This is a genomic window from Sphingomonas limnosediminicola (assembly GCF_039537965.1).
GTDB classification, from domain to species: domain Bacteria; phylum Pseudomonadota; class Alphaproteobacteria; order Sphingomonadales; family Sphingomonadaceae; genus Sphingomicrobium; species Sphingomicrobium limnosediminicola.
The window spans coordinates 745,712-765,927 of the sequence record NZ_BAABBM010000001.1; the positions used below are offsets into that span (position 1 = coordinate 745,712).

Here is a 20,216-nt window from a genome sequence, read left to right on the forward strand (position 1 = left end):
GGGTGATAGCGATGGACTTCAATATGTGGACTGCCTCGGTTCCGGTGTTCGTGAACACGCTGACCGATATGCGTTCGTGGCTTGACAAGGCCGCCGCGGAGAAGAACGAAGTCGCGCTTATTGAAGCACGCCTCGCGCCCGATATGCGGCCCTTGCCGGCGCAGTATCAGATGGCGTCGGACTCGGCAAAGAACGCGCTGGCCCGGCTGACCGGTACCGAGGCGCCCTCGATGCCCGACACGGAACAGAGCTTCGCCGAACTACGGGAGCGTTGCGACAAGACGATCGCCTATCTCAACGGCTTCGACGCTGCATCGCTTAGGGGCAGCGAGCAACGCGGCGTCGAGCTCAAATTCCCCAACGGCCAGGGCTATCGGTGGAACGGCGCGGCCTATCTGACCGGCTTTGCCCTGCCCAATTTTTTCTTCCACGCAACGACCGCCTACGCGATCCTGCGCAACGCCGGCGTATCGCTGGGCAAGCCCGACTTCCTCCAGCACCTCGGCCCGCCCACCCTGACGGCTTGAGCCGGTGAACTTCGACGACCAGATCCGCCGCTATTTCGGAACGAGCGACCTAGGGGCGGTTGCGCCCGCGGCGCTCGATTCCGGCATCGAGCGCATGCTCGTTGATCTCGGCCTCACGAAGGACCGGGGCGAACGCTTCGCTTTATGGGCGCTGCTCCACACCCTGGGTGCGTCTCCCGAGCTCAATGCCGTCTTCAAGGACCCGCAAGAGCGCGAAGCAGCGCGCAATTTCATGGACCTGATGCAAGATCGATGATGTCGGCCCGCCCCGTGGGGCTTAGCTCCACACCGCTTTGCCGGGCGTAACGACTACGCCGCTGCCGCGGGGACCTCATATTCCGCGGCCGCCGCCGACAGCGTGTCCACGAATTCGCGGATATGTTCTTCCTCGATCGTCAGGGGCGGCAGGACGCGCATCACATTGTCTCCCGCCGCGACCGTCAACAGGCCCTTCGTGCGCAAATAGGTCACAAAGGCGCGACTGTCGGTCTTCATCTTGACGCCAAGCATCAGGCCGACTCCGCGAACGCTTTCAAACAGATGGTCGTGGTTTGGGATCATCTGCTCGAGCGCCGAGCGGAGCCGCTCGCCCTTCTGCCGGACGCCATTCAGGAACTCGTCGTTCGCAATCACGTCGAACACCGCCTGTCCCGCCGCCATCGCCAGCGGGTTGCCGCCATAGGTCGATCCGTGGGTGCCGACGACCATGCCGCCAGCCGCTTTCTCCGTCGCCAGGCAAGCGCCCATCGGAAAGCCGCCGCCGATTCCCTTGGCGGAAGCCATGATGTCCGGCTCGATTCCGTACTGCTCATAGGCATAGAGCGTGCCGGTCCGCGCGACGCCGCACTGCACTTCGTCGAACACTAGCATAAGGTCGTTTTCTTCGCACGCGGCGCGCAGGCCGGCGAGAAACTCGTGCGTGGCCGGGCGGATGCCACCCTCGCCCTGGATCGGCTCGACGAGGAAGCCCGCCGTATTCTCGTCGATCGCCGCAAGCGCCGCGTCGAGATCGTTGAATTCAACGACCTTGAACCCTTCGAGCAGCGGCGCAAAGCCGTCGCGCAGCTTCGCCTGGTCTGTCGCGCTGATCGTCGCCATCGTCCGCCCGTGGAAGGCGTTCGAGAAGGTGATCAGGTCATGCTTGTGCGGATTGCCCTTGGCGTAATGGTAGCGCCGCGCCGTCTTGATCGAGCATTCGACCGCTTCCGCACCTGAATTGGTGAAGAATACCGTGTCGGCGAAGGTCGTGTCGACAAGCCGCTGCGCGAAGGCCTCGCCCTGCGGGGAACCGTACAGGTTCGACACGTGCATCAGCGTCGCCGCCTGTTCCTGGATTGACTTGGTCAGGTGCGGGTGCCCGTGGCCGAGCAGGTTCACCGCAATGCCGGCCGCGAAATCCAGGTATCGCTCGCCCTGCTCTCCGTAGAGATAGACCCCCTCGCCGCGGACCGGGCGCACCGGCGAGCGCGGATAAACGGGCATGAGCGGCGTGATGGCCATGGAATGAAGGCTCCTGAAGCAGCGGTTTCGAGATGCCGCGCCTATAGCCAGCGGCGTAACAAAGTTCAAAGCCGCGCGCACAAGAGAAAGGCGCCCCCGGTCCGGGCCGAAGGCGCCTCCCTTTTGCCTATGCGTGAAGCTTAGTCGTCGTCGCGGTCGCGGTCGTGGCGGTAGCCGCGATCATCTTCCCAGCGGTCGTCGCGGCCGTCGCGGTCGCGATCATAGCCGTAGCCGTTGTAGCCATTCCCGTAGCCGTAGCCGCGGTTATAGGCGGCGCGCTGCAGCTGACGTTCCAGCTGGCCGATCCGATAATCGAAGTTCCGCGCCTCGTACGGGTTCAGGCCGTTGCGCGACGCGTAACGCAGCTGGCGGTCGATATTGATCGCCTGATCGCGGATCCGCTCACGCGCACCGGGACGGACACCGTTCAGCGACCGAAGCACGTTGAACACGCGGCTCTGCAGGCCGCGCGCCTGGCCATAGCCGTTGTTGTACCCGTAACCGTTGCCATAGCCATTATAGCCATAGGGCTGCTGGTAGTATTGCGCGGCGGCGGGCGTCGCGACGGCGAGAGCCGAACCAGCGGCGGCAAGTCCTAGAATCAATTTACGCATTACGGCTCTCCTTCAATGAGCACTTCAATGCGTAGGTTTTGGACTTGTCCGGTTGATGGAGGCCTGAACGCGAACGTTATGGGCCGTTCACCAACCTTAATGGCTCACAGCACGAAATCGCTCGCCACCGCGTCGAACGTCGGTTGCAATCCATGTTATTGGAAAATTTGATAAGTGTTGCCGCGAGGCCGCGGGACAGGCCCCGCGCTCAGATCAATTCTTGATCTTCCAGCCGCTCTTCAGGACCGCGTAGCACACCGCCCACAGCGCCAGGTTCAGCACCAGCAAGGCAATCCCGCCAACCCATAGCGGAGAGTCGCTGAGGCCCAGGAATCCCGCCCTGAACCCTGAGATCACATAAAAGAACGGATTGGCGTGGCTCACCGCCTGAAAGGTTGGTGACAGCTGGTGGACGGAATAAAATGTCCCCGACAGCAACGACAGCGGCGTCACCACGAAGTTCGTCACCGCCGCAGCATGGTCGAACTTCTCTGCCCAAATCGACGTCAGCAGCCCGAGAAACGACAGCATCAGCGCGCCCATCAGCCCGAACCACAGCACGCGCTCGGGATGATGCACCGCCACTGACACGCCCGGCCACAAAAGCATGACCAGCCACACCGCAAACCCGACCAGGAAGGCGCGCGTTACGGCAGCGCCGATCAGCCCGGCAATCAACTCGCCCGTTGACAGCGGCGGCATCAGATAATCGACGATGTTACCCTGGATCTTGCCGACGAGCAGCGAGAAGCTCGAATTGGCAAAGGCGTTCTGCATCATGGCCATGACGATCAGACCCGGTGCGATGAAATCGGCGTAGGAAACGCCCATCACCGTCCGCCCACCCCGGCCCAGCGCGACGGTAAAGATGGCGAGATAAAGCAGCGTCGTGATGGCCGGCGCCCACACGGTCTGCATCTGGACCTTGAAGAACCGGCGCACCTCCTTGATATAGAGGGTCTTAAGGCCTCCCCAATTGACGCCCTTGAGCACCGGATCGCCCGGTGTGGGCTGCGTCCATGCGGCTTGGGTATTGGGGGGCTGGTTCACGGGTGATGCGCCTATCGGCTGCCGCGAGGCGGAGCAAGGCGGCACCCAGCGGAATATGAGCGGAGCTGAGTTTAATGTCCTGGACCGACGAGCGCATCGAGCGCCTGAAGAATATGTGGGCCAAAGGTGCCACCGCCAGCCAGATCGCCGACGAACTCGGCGGCGTGAGCCGCAATGCGGTCATCGGCAAAGCGCACCGTCTCGGGCTGGAACAGCGCCCGTCCCCGGTGAAGCCCGGCGAGGAAAAGGAGGCGAAGAAGCCCGTGGCTGCGGCGCCGAAGCCCGCGCCCAAGCCTGAGGCGCCCAAGGCTGCCGAAGAAGCGCCCGCGCCAATCCCTGGAGCTGCGCGCCCCAATCCGCCGCGCTCGGCGCCGGAGATGCAATTCCGCTCGATCGGTCCGGGCGGCTTCATCCGCCAGGGCCCGGGCGACCAGCAACCACCGATCCCGCCCGCGCCCCCGCGCCGTCTCGTCCCCGCAAAGCCGAGCCCCGAGGTCGCCGACAAGACCGGCCTGCTCGACCTCAACGACCGCGTCTGCAAATGGCCGATCGGTCACCCGGGCGAGCCGGACTTCCACTTCTGCGGCCAGAACGCCAATCCCGGCTTCCCCTATTGCGTCGAGCATTGCGGAGTCGCCTACCAGGCTCAGCTACCGCGCCGCGACCGCAGGCCCCCGCCGCCGCTGCCCTTTGGCGGTCCGCGCGTTCGTTAGGAAGCTTTGGCCAGTTCCTCGGCCCCGAGGAACGCCCGGAATTCGCGTGTGAACACCTGCCATGCGGGCTCGTCGCCCAGCAGCACATGGTTGGCGCTATCGACCTCGATAAATCGCGCGCCGGCGATGCCCTCGGCAACCTGACGGCCGACTGACACCGGCGCATTCCCGTCCTTGTCGGCGTGGAACACCAAAGTCGGCGCCTTAACCTGTGCCAACTCGTCGCGGACGTCGATCCAGGCGGCGACCTCGATCATGCGCTGCATGTTCGGCACCGGCCCGAGCGTCTGGAACAGCTCGTTGTGCCAATCGATTAGCCGCTGGTCGGCCGACGGAAAATAGAGCGTGATGAACATCTCACCGAGCAGGCTGCGGCGGAAGCTAGGCTGGCGGCGGTTCATCTCCAGCAATGACTCGCGCCACGCCAGCTCTTCCGGATCCGCCCGCACCCGCCAGCCGGCCGCAAAACTGTTTACTAGCACCAGCTTGCGCACCCGCTCCGGGTGCCGCGCCGCGTAAGCAATAGCGATCGCCGCCCCATGCGACACGCCTAGGAGGTCACATTGCTCGACCTCGGCCGCATCGACGACGGCCCCGAGATCGCGGACCATCATCTCGAAATCGAATTTCGACGGCTCCCATTCCGACTTGCCGAACCCACGCATGTCCGACCGGACCAATTTGTGATCACGCCCGCACTCGCGCAGCCACTGGCCATAAACCGGGCTCGTCCAGTCATGGTCGAGATGCGTCATCCAATTCTGCGCCTTGACCAGCGGGAAGCCTTCGCCGGTTACTGCATAGGCAATGCGCGCGCCGTCGGTGCCTTTGGTCTCCGTAACGACCTCGGCCGGCTTCGCCCTCGCTGCCAGCTGCGGCGCCGGGGGCAGCTTCTCGACGTCGAGGTCAAGGAATTCGCGACTGATGTCGGCGAACATCGGCCAGGCTGGCTCGGTGTCGATTAGGATGTGGTTGCGGCTTTCCAGCGGCACGAAGCGGGCGTTGGGAATGCCCGCGGCCAGCTCCTCGCCCTGCGCGAACGGGACGGCCTGGTCCTCGTGGCAATGGAAGATCAAAGTCGGCGTGCGCAGTTGCGGCAGGAGCTCGCGAACATCGATCGTCGACAGCACCCGCTGCAGCCGGGCGGCATTCTCGGGCGAGGCCGAGCGCCGCTGCATCTCGTTGAACCAGCCCATCTGCTTGGGCGTGGCCTCCGGCACATAATGGTTCGTGAACAGCTGCCGGTAAGCCGGGTTGTCCGCGCCCCATCCGACCTCGGTCAGCGTCAGCATCGCCTCCCGTCGCGCGACCTCGGCCGGGTTACTGCGCACCGCCCAGCCCGCCGCATAGCCGTTCAGGATGACGAGATGGCGCACCCGCTCCGGATGCCGGATGGCGTAGGTGATCGCGACCGCGGCGCCCTGGCTGATTGCCAGCAGGTCGAATTGCTCCAGTTCCAGCCCGTCCGCCACGCACTCGAGGTCGTCGACGAATGCCTCGAAGCTGAGGTCGGGCGTGTCCCAGTCGGATAGACCGTTCCCGCGCTCGTCATAGCGGACCAGCGACCGCCCTTGGGTGAACTCCTGGATCCAGTGCCGCCACAGCGGACTGTCCCAGTCATATTCGATGTGATTGAGCCAATTCGCGGTCTTCACCAGCGGCGGCCCGTCGCCGATGACCGAGAATGCCAGCCGGGTCCCGTCCGACGCCATGCAGTAGCGCACCTGCTGCGGCGGCAACTCGCGCTTGTCGAGCGCCCGCGTTCGCGCCTGCTCCTCCGCTTCGAGCCGGCGCCGCCAGGTCGCGGGCGGCTCTCCGAACTCCCGCTTGAACGCACGGTTGAACGCCGCCTCGCTATTGAAGCCGACGGCGTAGGAAATGTTGGCGGTGTTCTGCTTGCCGTCGCGCAGCATGTTCGCCGCCACCCGCATCCGCCACTGCGCGCAATATCGCATGGGCGGCTCGCCGATCAGCTCGGCAAAGCGTTCGCCAAGCACCGTGCGCGACACGCCCGCCTCCCGCGCCAGCCCTTCGACATCCAGTTCCTCGGCATAGCGCGTGTGGATGATCGACAGCGCCTTCGATACCGCAGGATCGCTCAAGCCGCGTAGCCAGCCTTTCGATCCCGCCGGCAATTGGTCGATATATTCGCGGATCGCCTGAGACAGGAACAACTCGGCCAGCCGGGCGACGATTTCCGGCGACGGCGACTGCTCCGCCAGGAATCGCATCGAGCTGTCGAGCCACTGCGCCTCCCCGTCCGATGCATCGAGCGTCAGCAGGGGCGGCAGCGCCTCGAGCAATGGATGCGCGCTGCTCTTCGCCGTGCCGAGGAAGCCGCACCAAACCTGGGTCTTCGGGCCGCCGGTGCCGTTGGACACGCGGTGCACGCCATCGGCGGTTATCCAGCTCACCTCGCTCACTTCCGCCGGCTGCAAACCCGTCCGGCTTGCCAGCACGTGCACGTCATTGCGCGGCAGGATGGCGATGCTTCCTGGCTCCAGCGTGACCGGGGCCATGCCGTCGATCTCGACCACGCAGCGGCCCGAGCGGATGTAATGATAGCTGATCAGCTTCTCGGGCGTCGGGAAGAAGGGCGCGCAATGGTCGGGCGTGAACTGCGCGCGTACGCAATATTCGCCGGTGAATTCACCGTCGATCACGACGCCGCCGGACAGGCGCAACGAGCCGAGGATGTCGTCGAGAACGTCCATTCGGACCCCCCGCCAGCATACGTATGCGGCGTTTCGGTCAATTTATCCGGCAAAGCAGTCATGTTGGCAAATCGGCGGCTCGGGTAACTGACAATCCATCAATTGGCGACGGTTTCGCTGCAGCCTGGAAGTACCGCTTCCGGGTGCGGAAGAATTCGTCCTCGAAAAAGGAAAAAGATGGCCATGGAACAGAGAGAGAAAGAGATGCGCACGGAAAGTGCTGCCATCGTCTTCTTCACGATGTTGTCGAGCTCTGCTGCGCTAGCCGCAGCTCTGCTCCCGTTCTTCGTCCAGCATTGATCGAAAAAGGGAAAAAGAAATGTATCACGACTTCAATTACCAGGCGACGCTTTCGTCATCGCTTCGCGCCCAGTGGGAGCTCGATGACGTATTTCGCGCCGACCAGGAACTCGACTTCTCGCGGCAATTCCTGCCCGAGAGTCTAGCACGCACCGCGGAGATCGAGAGCCTGAGCCCGTTCGAGCAGCGGATCCTCAACCAGATCAGCGGGCACCAGTATCTCAGCATCTTCGGGATCGTGGAGGAATTCATCCTCCCTTTCCTGCTCGACCACGCGCGCCCGCACCTCCTTGGTGACGACTGGCGGGTTCGGGCGATCCTCAATTTCGCGAGCGAGGAAGCCAAGCACATCCATCTCTTCAAGCGCTATCATCGGGCGTTCGTCCGCGGCTTTCCGGTGGATTGCCAAGTGATCGGCCCGTCCGAAGCGATCGGTCAGGAGATATTGAAGCACGACCCGCTCGCGGTCGGCCTCGTGATCCTGATGATCGAGTGGATGACCCAGCAACACTACCTGGGCTCGATCAAGGACGATGGCGACCTCGATCCGCTCTTCAAGAACCTGATGCTCCACCACTGGATGGAGGAGGCGCAGCACGCCAAGCTAGACACGCTGATCGTGGACGCGCTGGCGGAAGGGCGGACCGAAGCTCAGATCGACAAGGCGATCGACGAGTTCTTCGAGATCGGCGCCTTCCTCGATGACGGGCTCGCGACGCAGGCCGCCTTCAACCTCGACGCGCTCGAGAAAGCGATCGGCCGGCCCGTCGACCGCCACGCGATCCTGCCGCAGCAGCACCAGGCCGGGCGCTGGACCTACATCGGTTCCGGCATGGTCCACGAGCGCTTCAAAGCGACGCTCGAAACCCGCTCGCCGCGCGCTGCGCAGCGCATCGCCGAAGCGGCTCCCCTTTTTGCGTGAGACTTCAAACCAAGGAGAATGAATATGCTTGATACCGTGAAGAGCCGCGTCAACGGCCTCGATCTCAACGCGCTCGGCGAAGTCGTGGAAGCGATCGAGCAGGACGCCAGCAAGGCCAAGGTCAGCTTCGATGTCACCACGCGCTGGACGGGCCAGACCCGCAGCGAAACGATTGTCGACGGCTTCACCATCGCCGGTGAGCGCGTTGCCCGCAGCCACAAGATCGTCGCCGACGAGCCGTGCGAGCTGCTCGGCGCCGACAGCGCGCCCAATCCGCAGGAGCTTCTGATGGCGGCGGTCAACGCCTGCATGTCGGTCGGCTATGCCGCCGGCGCCGCTCTCAAGGGCATCACGCTCGACAAGCTCGAAATCCGCACCAAGGGCACGCTCGACCTGCGCGGCTTCCTCGGCCTCGATGACAGCGTTCCTGCGGGATATGAGGTCGTCGATTACGAGGTGACGATCGCCGGCAATGGCACTCCCGAGCAGTTCGAGGAGATTCACCAGACGGTGATGAAGACCTCGCCCAACTACTTCAACCTGAACCGCCCGATCCGAATGAACGGATCGCTGCGGGTCGGCTGATCAGCTTCCCCGGGCGCCCATTCAACCCCTCCCCCGCCTGCGCGTCCGGGGATACCTCTTTCAGGAGAACACTCATGGCCGATCTCGGCACGCCCGTCGCGAACCCCAACAAGGCGCTCTGGGAAAAAGGCGACTTCACCCGAATTGCACAATCGATGCGCGAAAGCGGCAAGGAGCTTGTCCAACAGCTTGGCGTCCGGCCCGGGATGAGAATCCTGGACCTCGGCTGCGGTGACGGCACGACAGCACTGCCGGCGGCCGAACTCGGTGCCGAAGTGCTCGGCGTCGACATCGCTTCGAACCTGGTCGCCGCCGGTAACGCGCGCGCCAGAGCTGCCGGCTTGCACAATATCCGCTTCGAGGAGGGTGATGCCTCACGGCTCTCGAACCTCGCCGACGCGAGCTTCGATCTTGTGGTCAGCATCTTCGGCGCGATGTTCGCGCCTCGTCCGTTCGACGTTGCCAGGGAAATGGTCCGCGTCGCAAAGCCGGGCGGCGGCATCGTCATGGGCAACTGGATCCCCGGCGACCCGACGCTCGTTGCGCAGATCCTAAAGGTCAGCTCGGCCTATACCCCTCCGCCGCCCGAGGGCTTTGTCAGCCCGATGACCTGGGGCGACGAAGCACAGGTGCGCGAGCGTTTCGAAGCGGCGGGGGTCTCACCCGGCAACATCCGCTTCGAGCGCGCCACGTGGCGCTTCCGCCAGCCGGGCCCACCGAATGGACTGCTCGCGATCTTCCGCGACTATTACGGGCCGACGATGAACGCCTTCGAGGCCGCAGCGAGGGCCGGCCGCGTCGATCAGCTAGAGCGCGAGCTCGCCGACCTTTTCAACCGGCACAATCACGGCGGCTCTGACACGGACATTCCGGCGACCTTTCTCAAGGTCGCGGCGACCAAGGAAGGATGACATGAAACACGAGAAGATCGACGGCAAAGCCCGCGTCTGGATCCTCATGCGAGGTCCCGACGGCAAGCTGAAGGAGCAGCTTGACCCTCAATATCTCGCGACACTTGGCGCCGTGCATGCGGCTGAGGAGATCGCCGACGTCATCGTCACGGCCGCCGGCGAGATGGAGGTATCTGAAACCCGCGTCTGGTAAGCTTTCGCCAGACAAAGGAAGGCCCCGGAAGCAAGCGCTCCCGGGGCCTTTTCTTTCATGTTGGCGAGTTAGCTCAGGCGTTCTCGGCTTCCGCCTCGACCGTCTGCTTGGACGCCGGCTGCTCTCCGCCGCCGATGGCCGAGCGCTCGCCGGCGCTTCCACCGATGTTGATCTTCCGCGGCTTCATGGCCTCCGGAATCTCGCGCACGAGATCGATCGACAGCAGACCGTCCTTCAGGTCCGCGGCGCGAACCTGAATGTGGTCCGCCAGCGCGAAGCGCCGCTCGAACGAACGGTTGGCGATGCCGCGATAGACGAATTCGGTGCCCTTTTCCTCGGTCTCATCCGACTTGCGGCCGGAAACGAGCAGCACGTTCTGCTGCGCCGTGATGTCGATCTCGTCTGGCTTGAAGCCCGCCACCGCGAGCTGGATGCAATAATCGTTTTCACCCTTCTTGATCAGGTCGAAGGGCGGATAATTCTCCTGACCCTGCCCGACCGAATTATTCTCGAGCATGTCGAAGAGCCGGTCGAAGCCGACTGTGGAACGCCGATAAGGCGAAAAGTCGAAAGCACTACGCATAGTCTTGTCCTCCATTTGAGCGACCAGGCGGGGCGGACATGCAGCGTATGGAGCATCGCTCGCCCCGTCGCCGGACCCATCAGGCGCCCGGCAGCACTGATTTGGAACGGAAGCTCGTACTTTCAAGGGCGTCTAAACGCGCCGAGTTCAGCCGCCTCGGGCGAGAATCCAGTCGCGCTGCGCCTCCAGCCAGTTGAGCCGCTGCTTCGCCCAGTCGTTGGGGCTCAGGGACTTCTCGTCGACCAGCCAGCGGTCGCGCTCCGCCCGATAGGCCGACGGCAGCAGGTCGTATCTCTTTTGCCAGGCGATGAAGTCCTCGCGCATCAGGTTGCGGATGCGGCGAACGTCGCCATCGGTCAGCGCGCGCCCTTGCCCGACGGCATCGACCAGCTTCTTGGCGTCGGTCAGGCGGCGGGCCAAGTCCTGGCCATACTCACCCTTCGGCATGTCCTTGAGGTTCCGGTTGTCGGAAACGGAGACCGCGGGTCCGCCGAAGTCGCCCGATCCGGCGCCCGGATTGTTCGATGCGCCTCGAAAGCCGCCCAGCGGCCCGGCGCCACCGACAGGATTTTGCGGCGTCGTTGGGGGTGGCGTCTGGGCCGTCAGCGCGACAGGGACGAGTGTCAGCACACTAGCCAGAAACGCTAAACCAGCACGCATCTTCTTTCCCCTGCGAAGCCCGAAGCGTCGCTTCCCTAACACAACCCCCGGGCAAAGCGCATTACCCGGCCCTGTCCGCTTGGCATGGCGAGAATCTGGGCCCTATAGCAGTGGCGAATGTCCGACCTTTTTTCGTCATCATCCGGTTCGCCCGCGCCCGACAATTACGACGCATCAGCGATCGAGGTCCTTGAGGGTTTGGAGCCCGTCCGCCGCCGTCCCGGCATGTACATCGGCGGGACCGACGACCGCGCCTTCCATCACCTCGCCGCCGAGGTCATCGACAATTCGATGGACGAGGCAGTCGCCGGCCATGCCAGCCGCATCGAGATCACGCTCGACAAGGGCAACCGCCTTACCGTCTTCGACAATGGCCGCGGCATCCCCGTCGACCCACACCCCAAATACCCCGGCAAGTCCGCGCTCGAGGTCATCATGACCACGCTCCACTCGGGCGGTAAATTCGAAGGCAAGGCGTACAGCACGTCGGGCGGCCTCCACGGCGTCGGCGTCAGCGTCGTCAACGCCCTCTCGACCGAGACGATTATCGAGGTCGCGCGCGACAAGACGCTCTACCGCCAGACCTTCTCAAAAGGCCTCGCCACCTCGCCGCTAGAAACGGTTGGCGCTGCCCCGAACCGCCGCGGCACGACCGTCATCTTCACACCCGACCCCGAGATATTCGGCGCCGACGCCAGCTTCAGCCCGGAGCGGCTCTACAAGCTCGCCCGATCCAAGGCCTATTTGTTCGCGGGCGTCGAAATCCGCTGGCGCTGCGACCCCAGCCTCGCGTCGGAAAAGGTGCCGGAGCAGGCCGCCTTCCACTTCCCCGGCGGCCTCGCCGACAACCTCGCCGACCAGCTCGGCGACCGTCCCGCCGTCACCAACCAGCCGTTCACCGGCCGCCAGGACTTCCCCCTCGACGCAAGCGGCGCGCCCCAGGGTTCCGCCGAATGGGCCGTAGCCTGGCCGCTCTATTCGGACGGCAGCGAAAGCTATTACTGCAACACCATCCCGACCCCCGACGGCGGCACCCACGAAGCTGGCCTGCGTGCCGCGCTCACCAAGGGCATCCGCGCGTTCGGCGAGCTGGTCGGCAACAAGCGCGCCAAGGACATCCAGGCCGACGACGTCTTCAACGGCATCGAGCTGATGCTCAGCGTTTTCATCCGCAACCCGCATTTCCAGAGCCAGACCAAGGACCGCCTCACCAGCCTCGAAGCCGCGCGTTTCGTCGAGGCCGCCGTCCGCGACCATTTCGACCATTTCCTCGCCGACAACATGGACCGCGGCCGCGCCCTCCTCGGCTCGATCGTCGAGCGCATGGAAGAGCGCCTCAAGCGCCGCGCCGAGCGCGAGGTGCAGAGGAAGACCGCGACCTCGGCCCGCAAGCTCCGCCTCCCTGGCAAGCTCACCGACTGCGCGTCCGACGATCCCGAAGGCACCGAGCTGTTTATCGTCGAAGGCGACAGCGCCGGCGGCTCCGCCAAGCAGGCGCGCGACCGCAAGACGCAGGCGATCCTCCCTATCCGCGGCAAGATCCTCAACGTCGCCAGCGCCACTGCCGACAAGATCCGCGCCAACAGCGAGATCGCCGACCTCAACCTCGCGCTCGGCTGCGGCAGCCGCGACAAGTTCAACGAGGACGCGCTCCGCTACGAACGCATAGTCATCATGACCGACGCCGACGTCGACGGCGCCCACATCGCGACGCTGCTGATGACCTTCTTCTTCCAGGAAATGCCTGAGCTGGTGCGCCGCGGCCACCTCTTCCTCGCCCAGCCGCCGCTCTATCGCCTGACTGCCGGCGCCAAGACCCTCTACGCCCGCGACGACGCCCACCGCGCTGAGCTCGAAGCGACCGAGTTCAAGGGCAAGAAGGTCGAGGTAAGCCGCTTCAAGGGCCTCGGCGAGATGAACCCGAACCAGCTCAAGGAAACCACCATGGACCCGAAGACCCGGTCCATGCTCCGTGTCACCCTCCCGGCCGCCTACGAAGACCGCCAGCCGGTCAAGGACTTGGTCGAGCGCCTGATGGGCAAAGATCCCGCGCACCGGTTCGAGTTCATCCAGCGCAGCGCGTCGGCGGTCGATGAAGAAGCGATCGACGCGTAACCGCTCGCCATCCTGACCCTCTTCGTCCCGACCGCGCCGCCGAGCGCCAGGAAGACGAGGCGCTCAGAGAGCAATGGTTCGCCATCCTGCGCGGCGAACTGGAGGACGAAGCCAAAACCGGCCCCGCCGAAGCGCCGGACTATTGCGTGCGCAACAGCGACCCGAGGATTCCGCCTAGCCCATCGCCGCCAGCACCGGTCGTATCCCCGCCGGCCGCCGCGCCGCCGGCCTGATTGCGATGGCTTATGTAATACATGGCCACGGCACCGGCGACGATCGGTAGCAGCTTCTTGAGCGTCGATGGGTCGACGCCGCTTTCCTGCGATGCTTGCGAAGCGACGTCCCGGCTGGTGTCCTTCGACCCGAAGATATGGCCGAGGATCTGGTTGCCAACCCCGCCCCCAATCAGGCTGCCGAGGATTCCGCCGGTGCCAGCGCCCGCGCCTATCAAACCGCCGCCACCGATGCTTCCGGACAGCAGGTCGCCTAGCATTCCCCCAAGCCCGCCGCCCTGCTCTTCTTCAGCCGCCTGCGGCTCGGCCGGGCTCGGAAGGCCCTGAGTCTGGACGCCATCCGCCACGTGCGGAAGAAGCGCGCCGGCGCCGCGCTCGACCGTGGATTCATCGACGCCAAGTTGCTGTGCAATAGCGCTGACGCCACCCGCCTGGTTGAGCAGTGATCCGATGTCCATGGCCGTGCCTCCGCTTGAGTTGCTGAGAGCCAATGTTCGGCGCCCTACTGTCGTTCCGTGCCCATCATTTAAAAGCGCAATCCCCGTACGGCTCTTTGGCCAGATTGCCTCGATCAAATTGTAGCCGGAACCCTTCGGCGGCCCGTTTCGATTGCGCGACAAATTGACTTCATCTGACTGGAACCAAACGAAACTTTGTCGGCGTAGGTGACGTTGGGCGTCCGTAATGTCTGACGAAAACAAACTTAAAGCAGGCACCGAATCCTCGTCCGTAGACGGGTCGCCGACCCATGCCGATCGAGTGCGCGACGAACGCTCCGCCATCCTGATCGAGGCCGTCGAAAAGCTCGCCGGCGCCGGGGTCATCAATGACATCGTTGCCACACTTCGGGCGACGGCCCGGCGCCTGATCGGTGCGGACGGCGTTGCCGTCATCCTCCGGGAGGACGAGCAATGCTGGTACGTGGAAGAAGACGGCATGGGCCCGCTGTGGAAGGGCCAGAAATTCCCATTGGCGTCCTGCATCAGCGGCTGGGCGATGCTCCACCGCGAAAGCGTCATCATCGAAGATATCCGCTCCGATGACCGCATTCCGCAGGCGCTGTACCGCGACACGTTCGTTCGCGGCCTGCTGATGGTCCCGGTCCGGTCCGACGACCCGATCGGCGCCATCGGAGCTTATTGGAGCGATCCTTACCGGGCGACCACACAGCAGGTCGAGACGCTCGAACGATTGGCGCGGGCAACCGCGACGGCAATGGAAAATGTAAGGTTGGTGGCGGCCTTGTCCAAGGCTCTGTCTGACGCCGAGCTGGCGCGCGACGAGCTTCGGCACCGCGTGAAAAATGCCTATACCGCCGCGCAGGCGCTCGCGAGCCTGACGCTACCCCTCGAACATCACCGCGCGCTGAATGCTCGCATTGCCGCGCTGGCGAGAGCGCACGAGCTTCTCGACGAGCAATTGGCCCATCAGGAGTTCATCACGATCAGCCAGCTGGTGTCGGCCGAGCTCGAGCCATATGCGACGAGCGAATCCGCCCGGCTAAAGCTGAGCGGCGATCCGATCGAGCTCGAAAGCGCGCAAGCGGTCGCGCTCGGACTGGCGATCAACGAGCTGGCGACGAACGCGCTCAAATATGGCGCCCTGTCGAAGCCGAACGGCCGGCTGGAAGTCGAATGGTCGGTGAAGGAAAGTCATGTCGTGCTGTCCTGGCGCGAGGTCGATGGCCCTCAGGTCCGGGCAGCAGCCATCGAGAACTTCGGATCGCGACTTCTCAGGCGTCTCGTCGAAGGTCAGCTCAGGGGAACGTTGCAGCGCGAACTGAGCGGCGCGGGCGTCACATGCACGCTGGAATTCCCGTTGGGCGTAAGCCGCTCGAAGGCTCGGGCCTCGACGTGAACCCGGGCCTGCGCGAGGCCGTTTGCTGCCGAGCGCCCGCAGGTTTATCGTCTCCGGCGATAGCCGCTGAGTCGAAAGGCGGGACGTCGATGGCATTTGCACTGCAACTGAAACAGCTGCTCAGCTTCCGCGAGAAGCTGATGCCGTCGGAATTCGCCAAGGGCGAGCCGCTCGAATCCGTCCTCGAACGCTATCTCCTCGTCGTAGAATCCACCGCGGAATCCGACACGCTAACGTCGATCCTGCTGCTCGATGGCACCATCCTCCACCACGGCGCCGGGCCGAAGCTGCCGCAGGCCTATCGTGAGGCGATCGACGGGTTGTCGATTGGCCCCGTCGCCGGCTCCTGCGGAACGGCCGCCTTCCACGGCCATCCGGTCTATGTATCCGACATCGCCAACGATCCGCTGTGGGCCGACTATCGGCATTTGGCGCTGGACCATGGCCTGCGGGCCTGCTGGTCGACACCCATCCGCAACGAGCAAGGCACGCTGCTCGGGACGTTCGCCGTCTATCACCAGAGCCCGCGAAGCCCGACGGAAGAAGAATTGCGCGCGATCCGCGACATTACCGAACACGTGTCGCGAGCGATCATGTGGTACCGGGGTGAGCGTTACGCGATCCACCCGTCGGAAGTTAAGGAGGCGGAAAAACCAAGGACGGCGCTGAGGCTCGTCACGAACACGGGCGCCGACGGAACCGAATAGGCACTGGAGTGCGGAAGGTTCTCAGTTCGGTCTAGCGCCACCAACCTGCGACGTTGGTCCACGCGGCTTCCTGCTTCATCTGCTCGATATGTTCCGGTGCAAGCGACTCTTCGAAATGGACGCCGCACTTGTCATCCCGCCGCCAGACCACCTTTGCGAAGGCGTCGCGGGTGCCAATGACGACGAGAACCTCATGGCCTGGCAACGGTAAGTCCCGCCCGTCGAGACCGGCACCTTCGCTCGACAAGTCGGAAATGATGATCGACCGCGACCGCGTCAGCGCCATGGCGGAGCCAGCCAAGGCAACTTGCTCGCGGTTGTCGGAGCGGCGGCAGATGTCGGCAGTCTTCTTGCCAAAGGACATGACGGCAAACTCCTGTTTCGCGTCAGTCCGGATTGTCTCATTCCGCGGCGGGTTGGGATACGGCGCAGAATCGACTGTACGAAGGCGGGACTCGACTAGGCCTCGTTCCCTGACATGTAATTTGGCTTCATTGTCGCCGGCGATTTGGGGGCAGGCTTCGGCGGCTGAAGCAGCTTGAGATTGAACTTCTCGCTAAACTGCACGCCGAACTGCGTGCCTTTGGCCCATACGACTTTGCCGGGAATCAGGCCGCCGGCAGCGAAGTCGAGCTTGATTTCGGCGCCAACGGGCATCTCCTCGCGGCATTCGACCAGCGCGCCACCACTGGAGATGTTGCGAAGGCGCGCGCCTTTCACTTGTCCGGCATGATGAAGCAGCGCGGCGCGGATGATGCGCATGCGGGGTTCACGCGGCGTGAGGTGCGCGTCAGGCCGGATGATTGCGCCCTCGGATGCAAGCGCCAATGCGTCCTCGGCCGGCATCGGCTTGCCGAAGATGTATCCCTGGACGAGCGAGCAACCGAGGTTGCGGACCAGCGTCAACTCGTCCTGCGTCTCAACGCCTTCGGCGGTGGTCTGCATCTTGAGGTCCGACGCAAGGCCGACCATCGCTCGGATCAACGAGGCATTCCGGCTTTCAGGATCGGACGCACCCTGGACGAAGCTACGGTCGATCTTAATCTTGTCGAACGGGACGCGCTGCAAATAGCTCAGCGAGGAATAGCCGGTGCCGAAGTCGTCGAGCGCGAGCTTAAGCCCGATCGCCTTCAAGCTTCCGATCATCTCGTGAACATGTTCGTCGTTGTTGAGGAACACGCCTTCGGTGATCTCGAGCTCGAGGCGCTTGGCGGAAAGCCCGGTGTCGCTCAGGACGGCGCGGACGATCGACGGCAGCGCGTGAGCCTTGAACTGCACTGGCGATAGGTTGACCGCGACGTTGACCGACGACGGCCATTTCACCGCTTCCTCACAGGCTGTCCGGAGGACCCATTCGCCGATCTCGTTAATGAGGCCGATTTCCTCGGCGAGCGGAATGAATTGCACAGGGCTGATGGGGCCGTGTTCCGGGTGGTCCCAGCGGACCAGCGCCTCGAAGCCCGTCACCGCCTCGCTCGACGCATCCACGCTCGGCTGGAAGACGACACGCAGTTGTTCTTTCTCAAGCGCGACGCGGAGATCGGATTCCAGCCGCTGCCGCTCACGCGCCGCCTCGTGCATCTCGGGCTCGAAGAAACGGAAGCAGCCCTTGCCGGCGGCCTTTGCCGCGTAAAGCGCAAGGTCGGCATCGCGCATCAGGTCGTCGGACGTCCGGTCGTCGTAATCGGAGGTAACGATGCCGACCGAAGCGCCGATCGACACGACCGTGCCGTTGATCGTGTAGGGGCGCGTGAGGCTGTCGATGATGCCTTGAGCGAGCTTCGAAAGCTCGGGCTTCGAGGAGGTCGCGGGAAGGACCACTTCGAACTCGTCGCCGCCGAGACGTCCGACTTGCCCCATGTCGCCGACTTCATCGCGAAGGCGTAGCGAGACTAGGCGCAGCAAGGTGTCACCTGCGGGGTGGCCGAGCGTATCGTTGACAGCCTTGAACCGGTCGAGGTCGAGGAGGAAGACGGAGCAGCGATGCTTGCGCCGAACCGCGCTGACCAAAGCATCATCGAGCGCGCGGCGAAGCACTTCGCGATTGGGAAGGCCTGTCAGCGAATCCTGACGTGCCAGCCGGTCGAGTTCGACCTCGGACTGGCGCATCTTGGTCAGGTCGGAGGCGAAGCCGCGGAAGCCGAAGAAGCGGCCAAAGTCGTCATGGACCGGCCGGCCCGTGATGGACCACCAGATTTCATTCTTGGTCTTGGCGCGAACGATGAGGTCCTGAAAAGCAACGTGCGAGGACAGGTAAAAGCCGAGAGTCCGCTCCGACGTGGCACTTCCATCGTTCGACTCGGAGGAAACGAGATCGGCGAAAGAGCGATCGATGAGGTCGGCCGTCTCCCGGCCCAGTCCCCGAGCGACGCTATCACTGATGTAAGAAAGGGTGCCGTCGCGCGTCGTTTCCCAGAACCAGCCCTTTTCGCTGCTCTCGAACTCCTGGATCAGCGCTTCGGCGCGGCCGGATTCCGGACGAGGCTCTTCCTGGGCGGCACCGCCCCCCGACCTCAAGATTCGTCCAATGCTACCCACGCCAGGCTCCTCACCAAGCGCGATAAGCGAATGTGGTTTAAATTCGGTTAGGCTTGCTGTCGGTGACCGCCACGCCTTTGACCACGGGAAAGTCGTGCTAATTGACTGCGATGCAATCGCAGCTCTCACTGACGGGGGACCATCATCCGATCCCGCGAAGTTCGCTTGCGGTCGCGGCATTTTCGACGGTCGTCGAGTGGTATGATTTTACGCTCTACCTCTACTTCGCGACGGTTCTTTCCAGAGTATTCTACGGCGGCGGCGCACAATCGCTCCTGATCACGCTTGGCGGATTTGCCATCGCTTATCTGATGCGGCCGTTGGGTGCGGTCTTCTTCGGGCATATCGGCGACCGGCTTGGGCGGCGGCACATGCTGCTCATCTCCGTCGCGCTGATGACGGCGGCGATGCTGGCCACGGCACTACTCCCTACACGCGCCCAGATTGGGCCGGCGGCAGGATGGCTGCTTCTTCTTCTCCGCTGCGTGATGGGGTTTTCGGTCGGCGGCGAATATACCGGCGTGGTCGCGTACCTGCTGGAGGGCGCACATCCCGAGTGTCGCGGCCTGATCGCCTCGCTGGCTTCGGCGGCAAGCGAGGTTGGCGGACTTCTAGCCGTCGGCGTTTCCGCACTGACAGTCAGCCTGATGGATGAGCCCGATCTTGCAAGTTGGGGCTGGCGCATTCCGTTCCTGTTCGGCGCAGCATTGGCCGGATCAGTATGGATCGCACGATCGACGATGCACGAATCGCCCGAGTTCAAGCGGCAGCAGTCCGAAGGGACTGTACCCAATGAACCGCTGGGGCACGCCTTGCGCCATCATCGGGGCGGAATCGCGCGCGCCTTCTCGATCTCGGCGCTCGGATCGATCACTTATTATGTGGGGATCACTTACGTCCCAGCGTTCCTGACGTCGGCCGGCGCGCTCACCGAGGGTGTGGCGCTTTGGCTTTCGACCGCCGCGGCCGTGGTCGTCATCCTCGTCACACCCTTCGTCGGGATCTTGTCGGACAGGGTCGGGCGCCGCCCTGTCCTCCTCGCGCTATGCGCCGGCAGCGCGATCCTGCCGATCACGCTCTTTCATCTGATGGTCAGTGGATCGCATGCTCAGGCACTGCTTGGCGCGTGTACTCTTGCGGCCGTCGCGGGTGCGGTCAGCGCGGTCGGAGCCGTCGCGACAGCCGAGCAATTCCCCGGTGAGGGACGGGTCACCGGGCTCGCGTTAGGCGCGACGATGGCCACTGCGATCTTCGGCGGTTTGACGCCCTATGTCGCGCAACTGCTGATCGAACGGACCCACTGGAACCTGGCACCTGGCGCGATGATCGCTGTGGTTGCGGTCTGCGTGCTGCCAGTCTTTTTGGCGATGCGGGAAACCGCGCCTAACGCGCGCCGAAGCCGTTTAGCATCGTCTTGATCGTCCGGAAGACGATCAGGATATCGAGCCAGGACGAGAAATATTTGATGTAGTAGAAGTCCCACTGGAGCTTCTC

General features: G+C 63.9%; 20 protein-coding genes. 11 read left to right on the top strand and 9 right to left on the bottom strand.

The features are described from left to right. The first annotated feature begins 11 nt into the window (after window positions 1-11). Complete coding sequence (locus tag ABD704_RS03845; RefSeq protein ID WP_344698364.1) at window positions 12-527, top strand: DUF1993 domain-containing protein; 516 nt, start codon at window positions 12-14, stop codon at window positions 525-527. A gap of 4 nt (window positions 528-531) precedes the next feature. Next, a complete protein-coding gene (locus tag ABD704_RS03850; protein ID WP_344698365.1) occupies window positions 532-783 on the top strand; it encodes a hypothetical protein in 252 nt (83 codons plus the stop codon). Between the two features lie 53 nt (window positions 784-836). Here the strand turns inward: ABD704_RS03850 and ABD704_RS03855 are convergent, their stop codons facing one another. The 3 genes from ABD704_RS03855 to ABD704_RS03865 form a co-directional block, all read right to left on the bottom strand. Beyond that, a complete protein-coding gene (locus ABD704_RS03855) occupies window positions 837-2,027 on the bottom strand; it encodes an aspartate aminotransferase family protein (protein WP_344698366.1) in 1,191 nt (396 codons plus the stop codon). A 140-nt stretch (window positions 2,028-2,167) separates the two neighbouring features. Then, entirely contained in the window at window positions 2,168-2,641 is a 474-nt protein-coding gene (locus ABD704_RS03860; protein ID WP_344698367.1) for a hypothetical protein, read from the bottom strand. A gap of 213 nt (window positions 2,642-2,854) precedes the next feature. Beyond that, window positions 2,855-3,691 carry an ABC transporter permease gene (locus ABD704_RS03865; protein WP_344698368.1) on the bottom strand — a complete coding sequence of 279 codons (837 nt, stop codon included), beginning with the start codon at window positions 3,689-3,691 and terminating at the stop codon, window positions 2,855-2,857. A gap of 74 nt (window positions 3,692-3,765) precedes the next feature. Here ABD704_RS03865 and ABD704_RS03870 point away from each other — a divergent pair, with 74 nt between their 5' ends. Further along, a complete protein-coding gene (locus ABD704_RS03870; protein WP_344698369.1) occupies window positions 3,766-4,404 on the top strand; it encodes a GcrA family cell cycle regulator in 639 nt (212 codons plus the stop codon). On the opposite strand, the gene ABD704_RS03875 is transcribed toward ABD704_RS03870, so the two are convergent. Next, a complete protein-coding gene (locus tag ABD704_RS03875; RefSeq protein ID WP_344698370.1) occupies window positions 4,401-7,118 on the bottom strand; it encodes an alpha/beta fold hydrolase in 2,718 nt (905 codons plus the stop codon). The genes ABD704_RS03870 and ABD704_RS03875 overlap by 4 nt on opposite strands. A gap of 319 nt (window positions 7,119-7,437) precedes the next feature. Between ABD704_RS03875 and ABD704_RS03880 the strand changes: the two genes are divergently transcribed. The 4 genes from ABD704_RS03880 (at window position 7,438) to ABD704_RS03895 (ending at window position 10,029) form a co-directional block, all read left to right on the top strand. Continuing rightward, window positions 7,438-8,340, top strand: a complete 903-nt coding sequence (locus tag ABD704_RS03880) for a diiron oxygenase (RefSeq protein ID WP_344698371.1) — start codon at window positions 7,438-7,440, stop codon at window positions 8,338-8,340. Between the two features lie 24 nt (window positions 8,341-8,364). Further along, window positions 8,365-8,925, top strand: coding sequence for an OsmC family protein (locus ABD704_RS03885; protein WP_344698372.1), 561 nt, complete (start codon window positions 8,365-8,367; stop codon window positions 8,923-8,925). Window positions 8,926-8,999: 74 nt separating this feature from the next. Then, window positions 9,000-9,836, top strand: a complete 837-nt coding sequence (locus ABD704_RS03890) for a class I SAM-dependent methyltransferase (RefSeq protein ID WP_344698373.1) — start codon at window positions 9,000-9,002, stop codon at window positions 9,834-9,836. A 1-nt stretch (window position 9,837) separates the two neighbouring features. Then, window positions 9,838-10,029 carry a hypothetical protein gene (locus ABD704_RS03895; RefSeq protein ID WP_344698374.1) on the top strand — a complete coding sequence of 64 codons (192 nt, stop codon included), beginning with the start codon at window positions 9,838-9,840 and terminating at the stop codon, window positions 10,027-10,029. Window positions 10,030-10,102: 73 nt separating this feature from the next. On the opposite strand, the gene ABD704_RS03900 is transcribed toward ABD704_RS03895, so the two are convergent. Next, window positions 10,103-10,612, bottom strand: a complete 510-nt coding sequence (locus tag ABD704_RS03900; RefSeq protein ID WP_344698375.1) for an Hsp20 family protein — start codon at window positions 10,610-10,612, stop codon at window positions 10,103-10,105. A 147-nt stretch (window positions 10,613-10,759) separates the two neighbouring features. Further along, window positions 10,760-11,272 carry a hypothetical protein gene (locus ABD704_RS03905; RefSeq protein WP_344698376.1) on the bottom strand — a complete coding sequence of 171 codons (513 nt, stop codon included), beginning with the start codon at window positions 11,270-11,272 and terminating at the stop codon, window positions 10,760-10,762. Between the two features lie 117 nt (window positions 11,273-11,389). Between ABD704_RS03905 and parE the strand changes: the two genes are divergently transcribed. Then, entirely contained in the window at window positions 11,390-13,387 is a 1,998-nt protein-coding gene (gene parE / locus ABD704_RS03910; RefSeq protein WP_344698377.1) for a DNA topoisomerase IV subunit B, read from the top strand. A 139-nt stretch (window positions 13,388-13,526) separates the two neighbouring features. Here the strand turns inward: parE and ABD704_RS03915 are convergent, their stop codons facing one another. Further along, a complete protein-coding gene (locus ABD704_RS03915) occupies window positions 13,527-14,078 on the bottom strand; it encodes a DUF937 domain-containing protein (protein WP_344698378.1) in 552 nt (183 codons plus the stop codon). Between the two features lie 226 nt (window positions 14,079-14,304). Here ABD704_RS03915 and ABD704_RS03920 point away from each other — a divergent pair, with 226 nt between their 5' ends. After that, complete coding sequence (locus ABD704_RS03920) at window positions 14,305-15,477, top strand: sensor histidine kinase (protein WP_344698379.1); 1,173 nt, start codon at window positions 14,305-14,307, stop codon at window positions 15,475-15,477. Between the two features lie 89 nt (window positions 15,478-15,566). Further along, complete coding sequence (locus ABD704_RS03925; protein WP_344698380.1) at window positions 15,567-16,184, top strand: GAF domain-containing protein; 618 nt, start codon at window positions 15,567-15,569, stop codon at window positions 16,182-16,184. 31 nt (window positions 16,185-16,215) lie between these two features. On the opposite strand, the gene ABD704_RS03930 is transcribed toward ABD704_RS03925, so the two are convergent. Together ABD704_RS03930 and ABD704_RS03935 are read right to left on the bottom strand one after the other, a co-directional pair. After that, complete coding sequence (locus ABD704_RS03930) at window positions 16,216-16,548, bottom strand: PilZ domain-containing protein (protein ID WP_344698382.1); 333 nt, start codon at window positions 16,546-16,548, stop codon at window positions 16,216-16,218. A gap of 95 nt (window positions 16,549-16,643) precedes the next feature. Continuing rightward, window positions 16,644-18,722, bottom strand: coding sequence for an EAL domain-containing protein (locus ABD704_RS03935; RefSeq protein ID WP_344698383.1), 2,079 nt, complete (start codon window positions 18,720-18,722; stop codon window positions 16,644-16,646). Window positions 18,723-18,832: 110 nt separating this feature from the next. Between ABD704_RS03935 and ABD704_RS03940 the strand changes: the two genes are divergently transcribed. Next, window positions 18,833-20,140, top strand: a complete 1,308-nt coding sequence (locus tag ABD704_RS03940; protein WP_344698384.1) for an MFS transporter — start codon at window positions 18,833-18,835, stop codon at window positions 20,138-20,140. The last annotated feature ends 76 nt before the right edge of the window (window positions 20,141-20,216 follow it).

Coding starts and splice junctions, on each gene's coding strand:
- ABD704_RS03855 (WP_344698366.1), bottom strand. CDS start 2,027: ATGGCCATCACGCCGCTCATGCCCGTTTATCCGCGCTCGCCGGTGCGC.
- ABD704_RS03890 (WP_344698373.1), top strand. CDS start 9,000: ATGGCCGATCTCGGCACGCCCGTCGCGAACCCCAACAAGGCGCTCTGG.
- ABD704_RS03875 (WP_344698370.1), bottom strand. CDS start 7,118: ATGGACGTTCTCGACGACATCCTCGGCTCGTTGCGCCTGTCCGGCGGC.
- parE (WP_344698377.1), top strand. CDS start 11,390: ATGTCCGACCTTTTTTCGTCATCATCCGGTTCGCCCGCGCCCGACAAT.
- ABD704_RS03845 (WP_344698364.1), top strand. CDS start 12: ATGGACTTCAATATGTGGACTGCCTCGGTTCCGGTGTTCGTGAACACG.
- ABD704_RS03885 (WP_344698372.1), top strand. CDS start 8,365: ATGCTTGATACCGTGAAGAGCCGCGTCAACGGCCTCGATCTCAACGCG.
- ABD704_RS03860 (WP_344698367.1), bottom strand. CDS start 2,641: ATGCGTAAATTGATTCTAGGACTTGCCGCCGCTGGTTCGGCTCTCGCC.
- ABD704_RS03925 (WP_344698380.1), top strand. CDS start 15,567: ATGGCATTTGCACTGCAACTGAAACAGCTGCTCAGCTTCCGCGAGAAG.
- ABD704_RS03915 (WP_344698378.1), bottom strand. CDS start 14,078: ATGGACATCGGATCACTGCTCAACCAGGCGGGTGGCGTCAGCGCTATT.
- ABD704_RS03905 (WP_344698376.1), bottom strand. CDS start 11,272: ATGCGTGCTGGTTTAGCGTTTCTGGCTAGTGTGCTGACACTCGTCCCT.
- ABD704_RS03870 (WP_344698369.1), top strand. CDS start 3,766: ATGTCCTGGACCGACGAGCGCATCGAGCGCCTGAAGAATATGTGGGCC.
- ABD704_RS03930 (WP_344698382.1), bottom strand. CDS start 16,548: ATGTCCTTTGGCAAGAAGACTGCCGACATCTGCCGCCGCTCCGACAAC.
- ABD704_RS03880 (WP_344698371.1), top strand. CDS start 7,438: ATGTATCACGACTTCAATTACCAGGCGACGCTTTCGTCATCGCTTCGC.
- ABD704_RS03920 (WP_344698379.1), top strand. CDS start 14,305: ATGTCTGACGAAAACAAACTTAAAGCAGGCACCGAATCCTCGTCCGTA.
- ABD704_RS03940 (WP_344698384.1), top strand. CDS start 18,833: ATGCAATCGCAGCTCTCACTGACGGGGGACCATCATCCGATCCCGCGA.
- ABD704_RS03895 (WP_344698374.1), top strand. CDS start 9,838: ATGAAACACGAGAAGATCGACGGCAAAGCCCGCGTCTGGATCCTCATG.
- ABD704_RS03900 (WP_344698375.1), bottom strand. CDS start 10,612: ATGCGTAGTGCTTTCGACTTTTCGCCTTATCGGCGTTCCACAGTCGGC.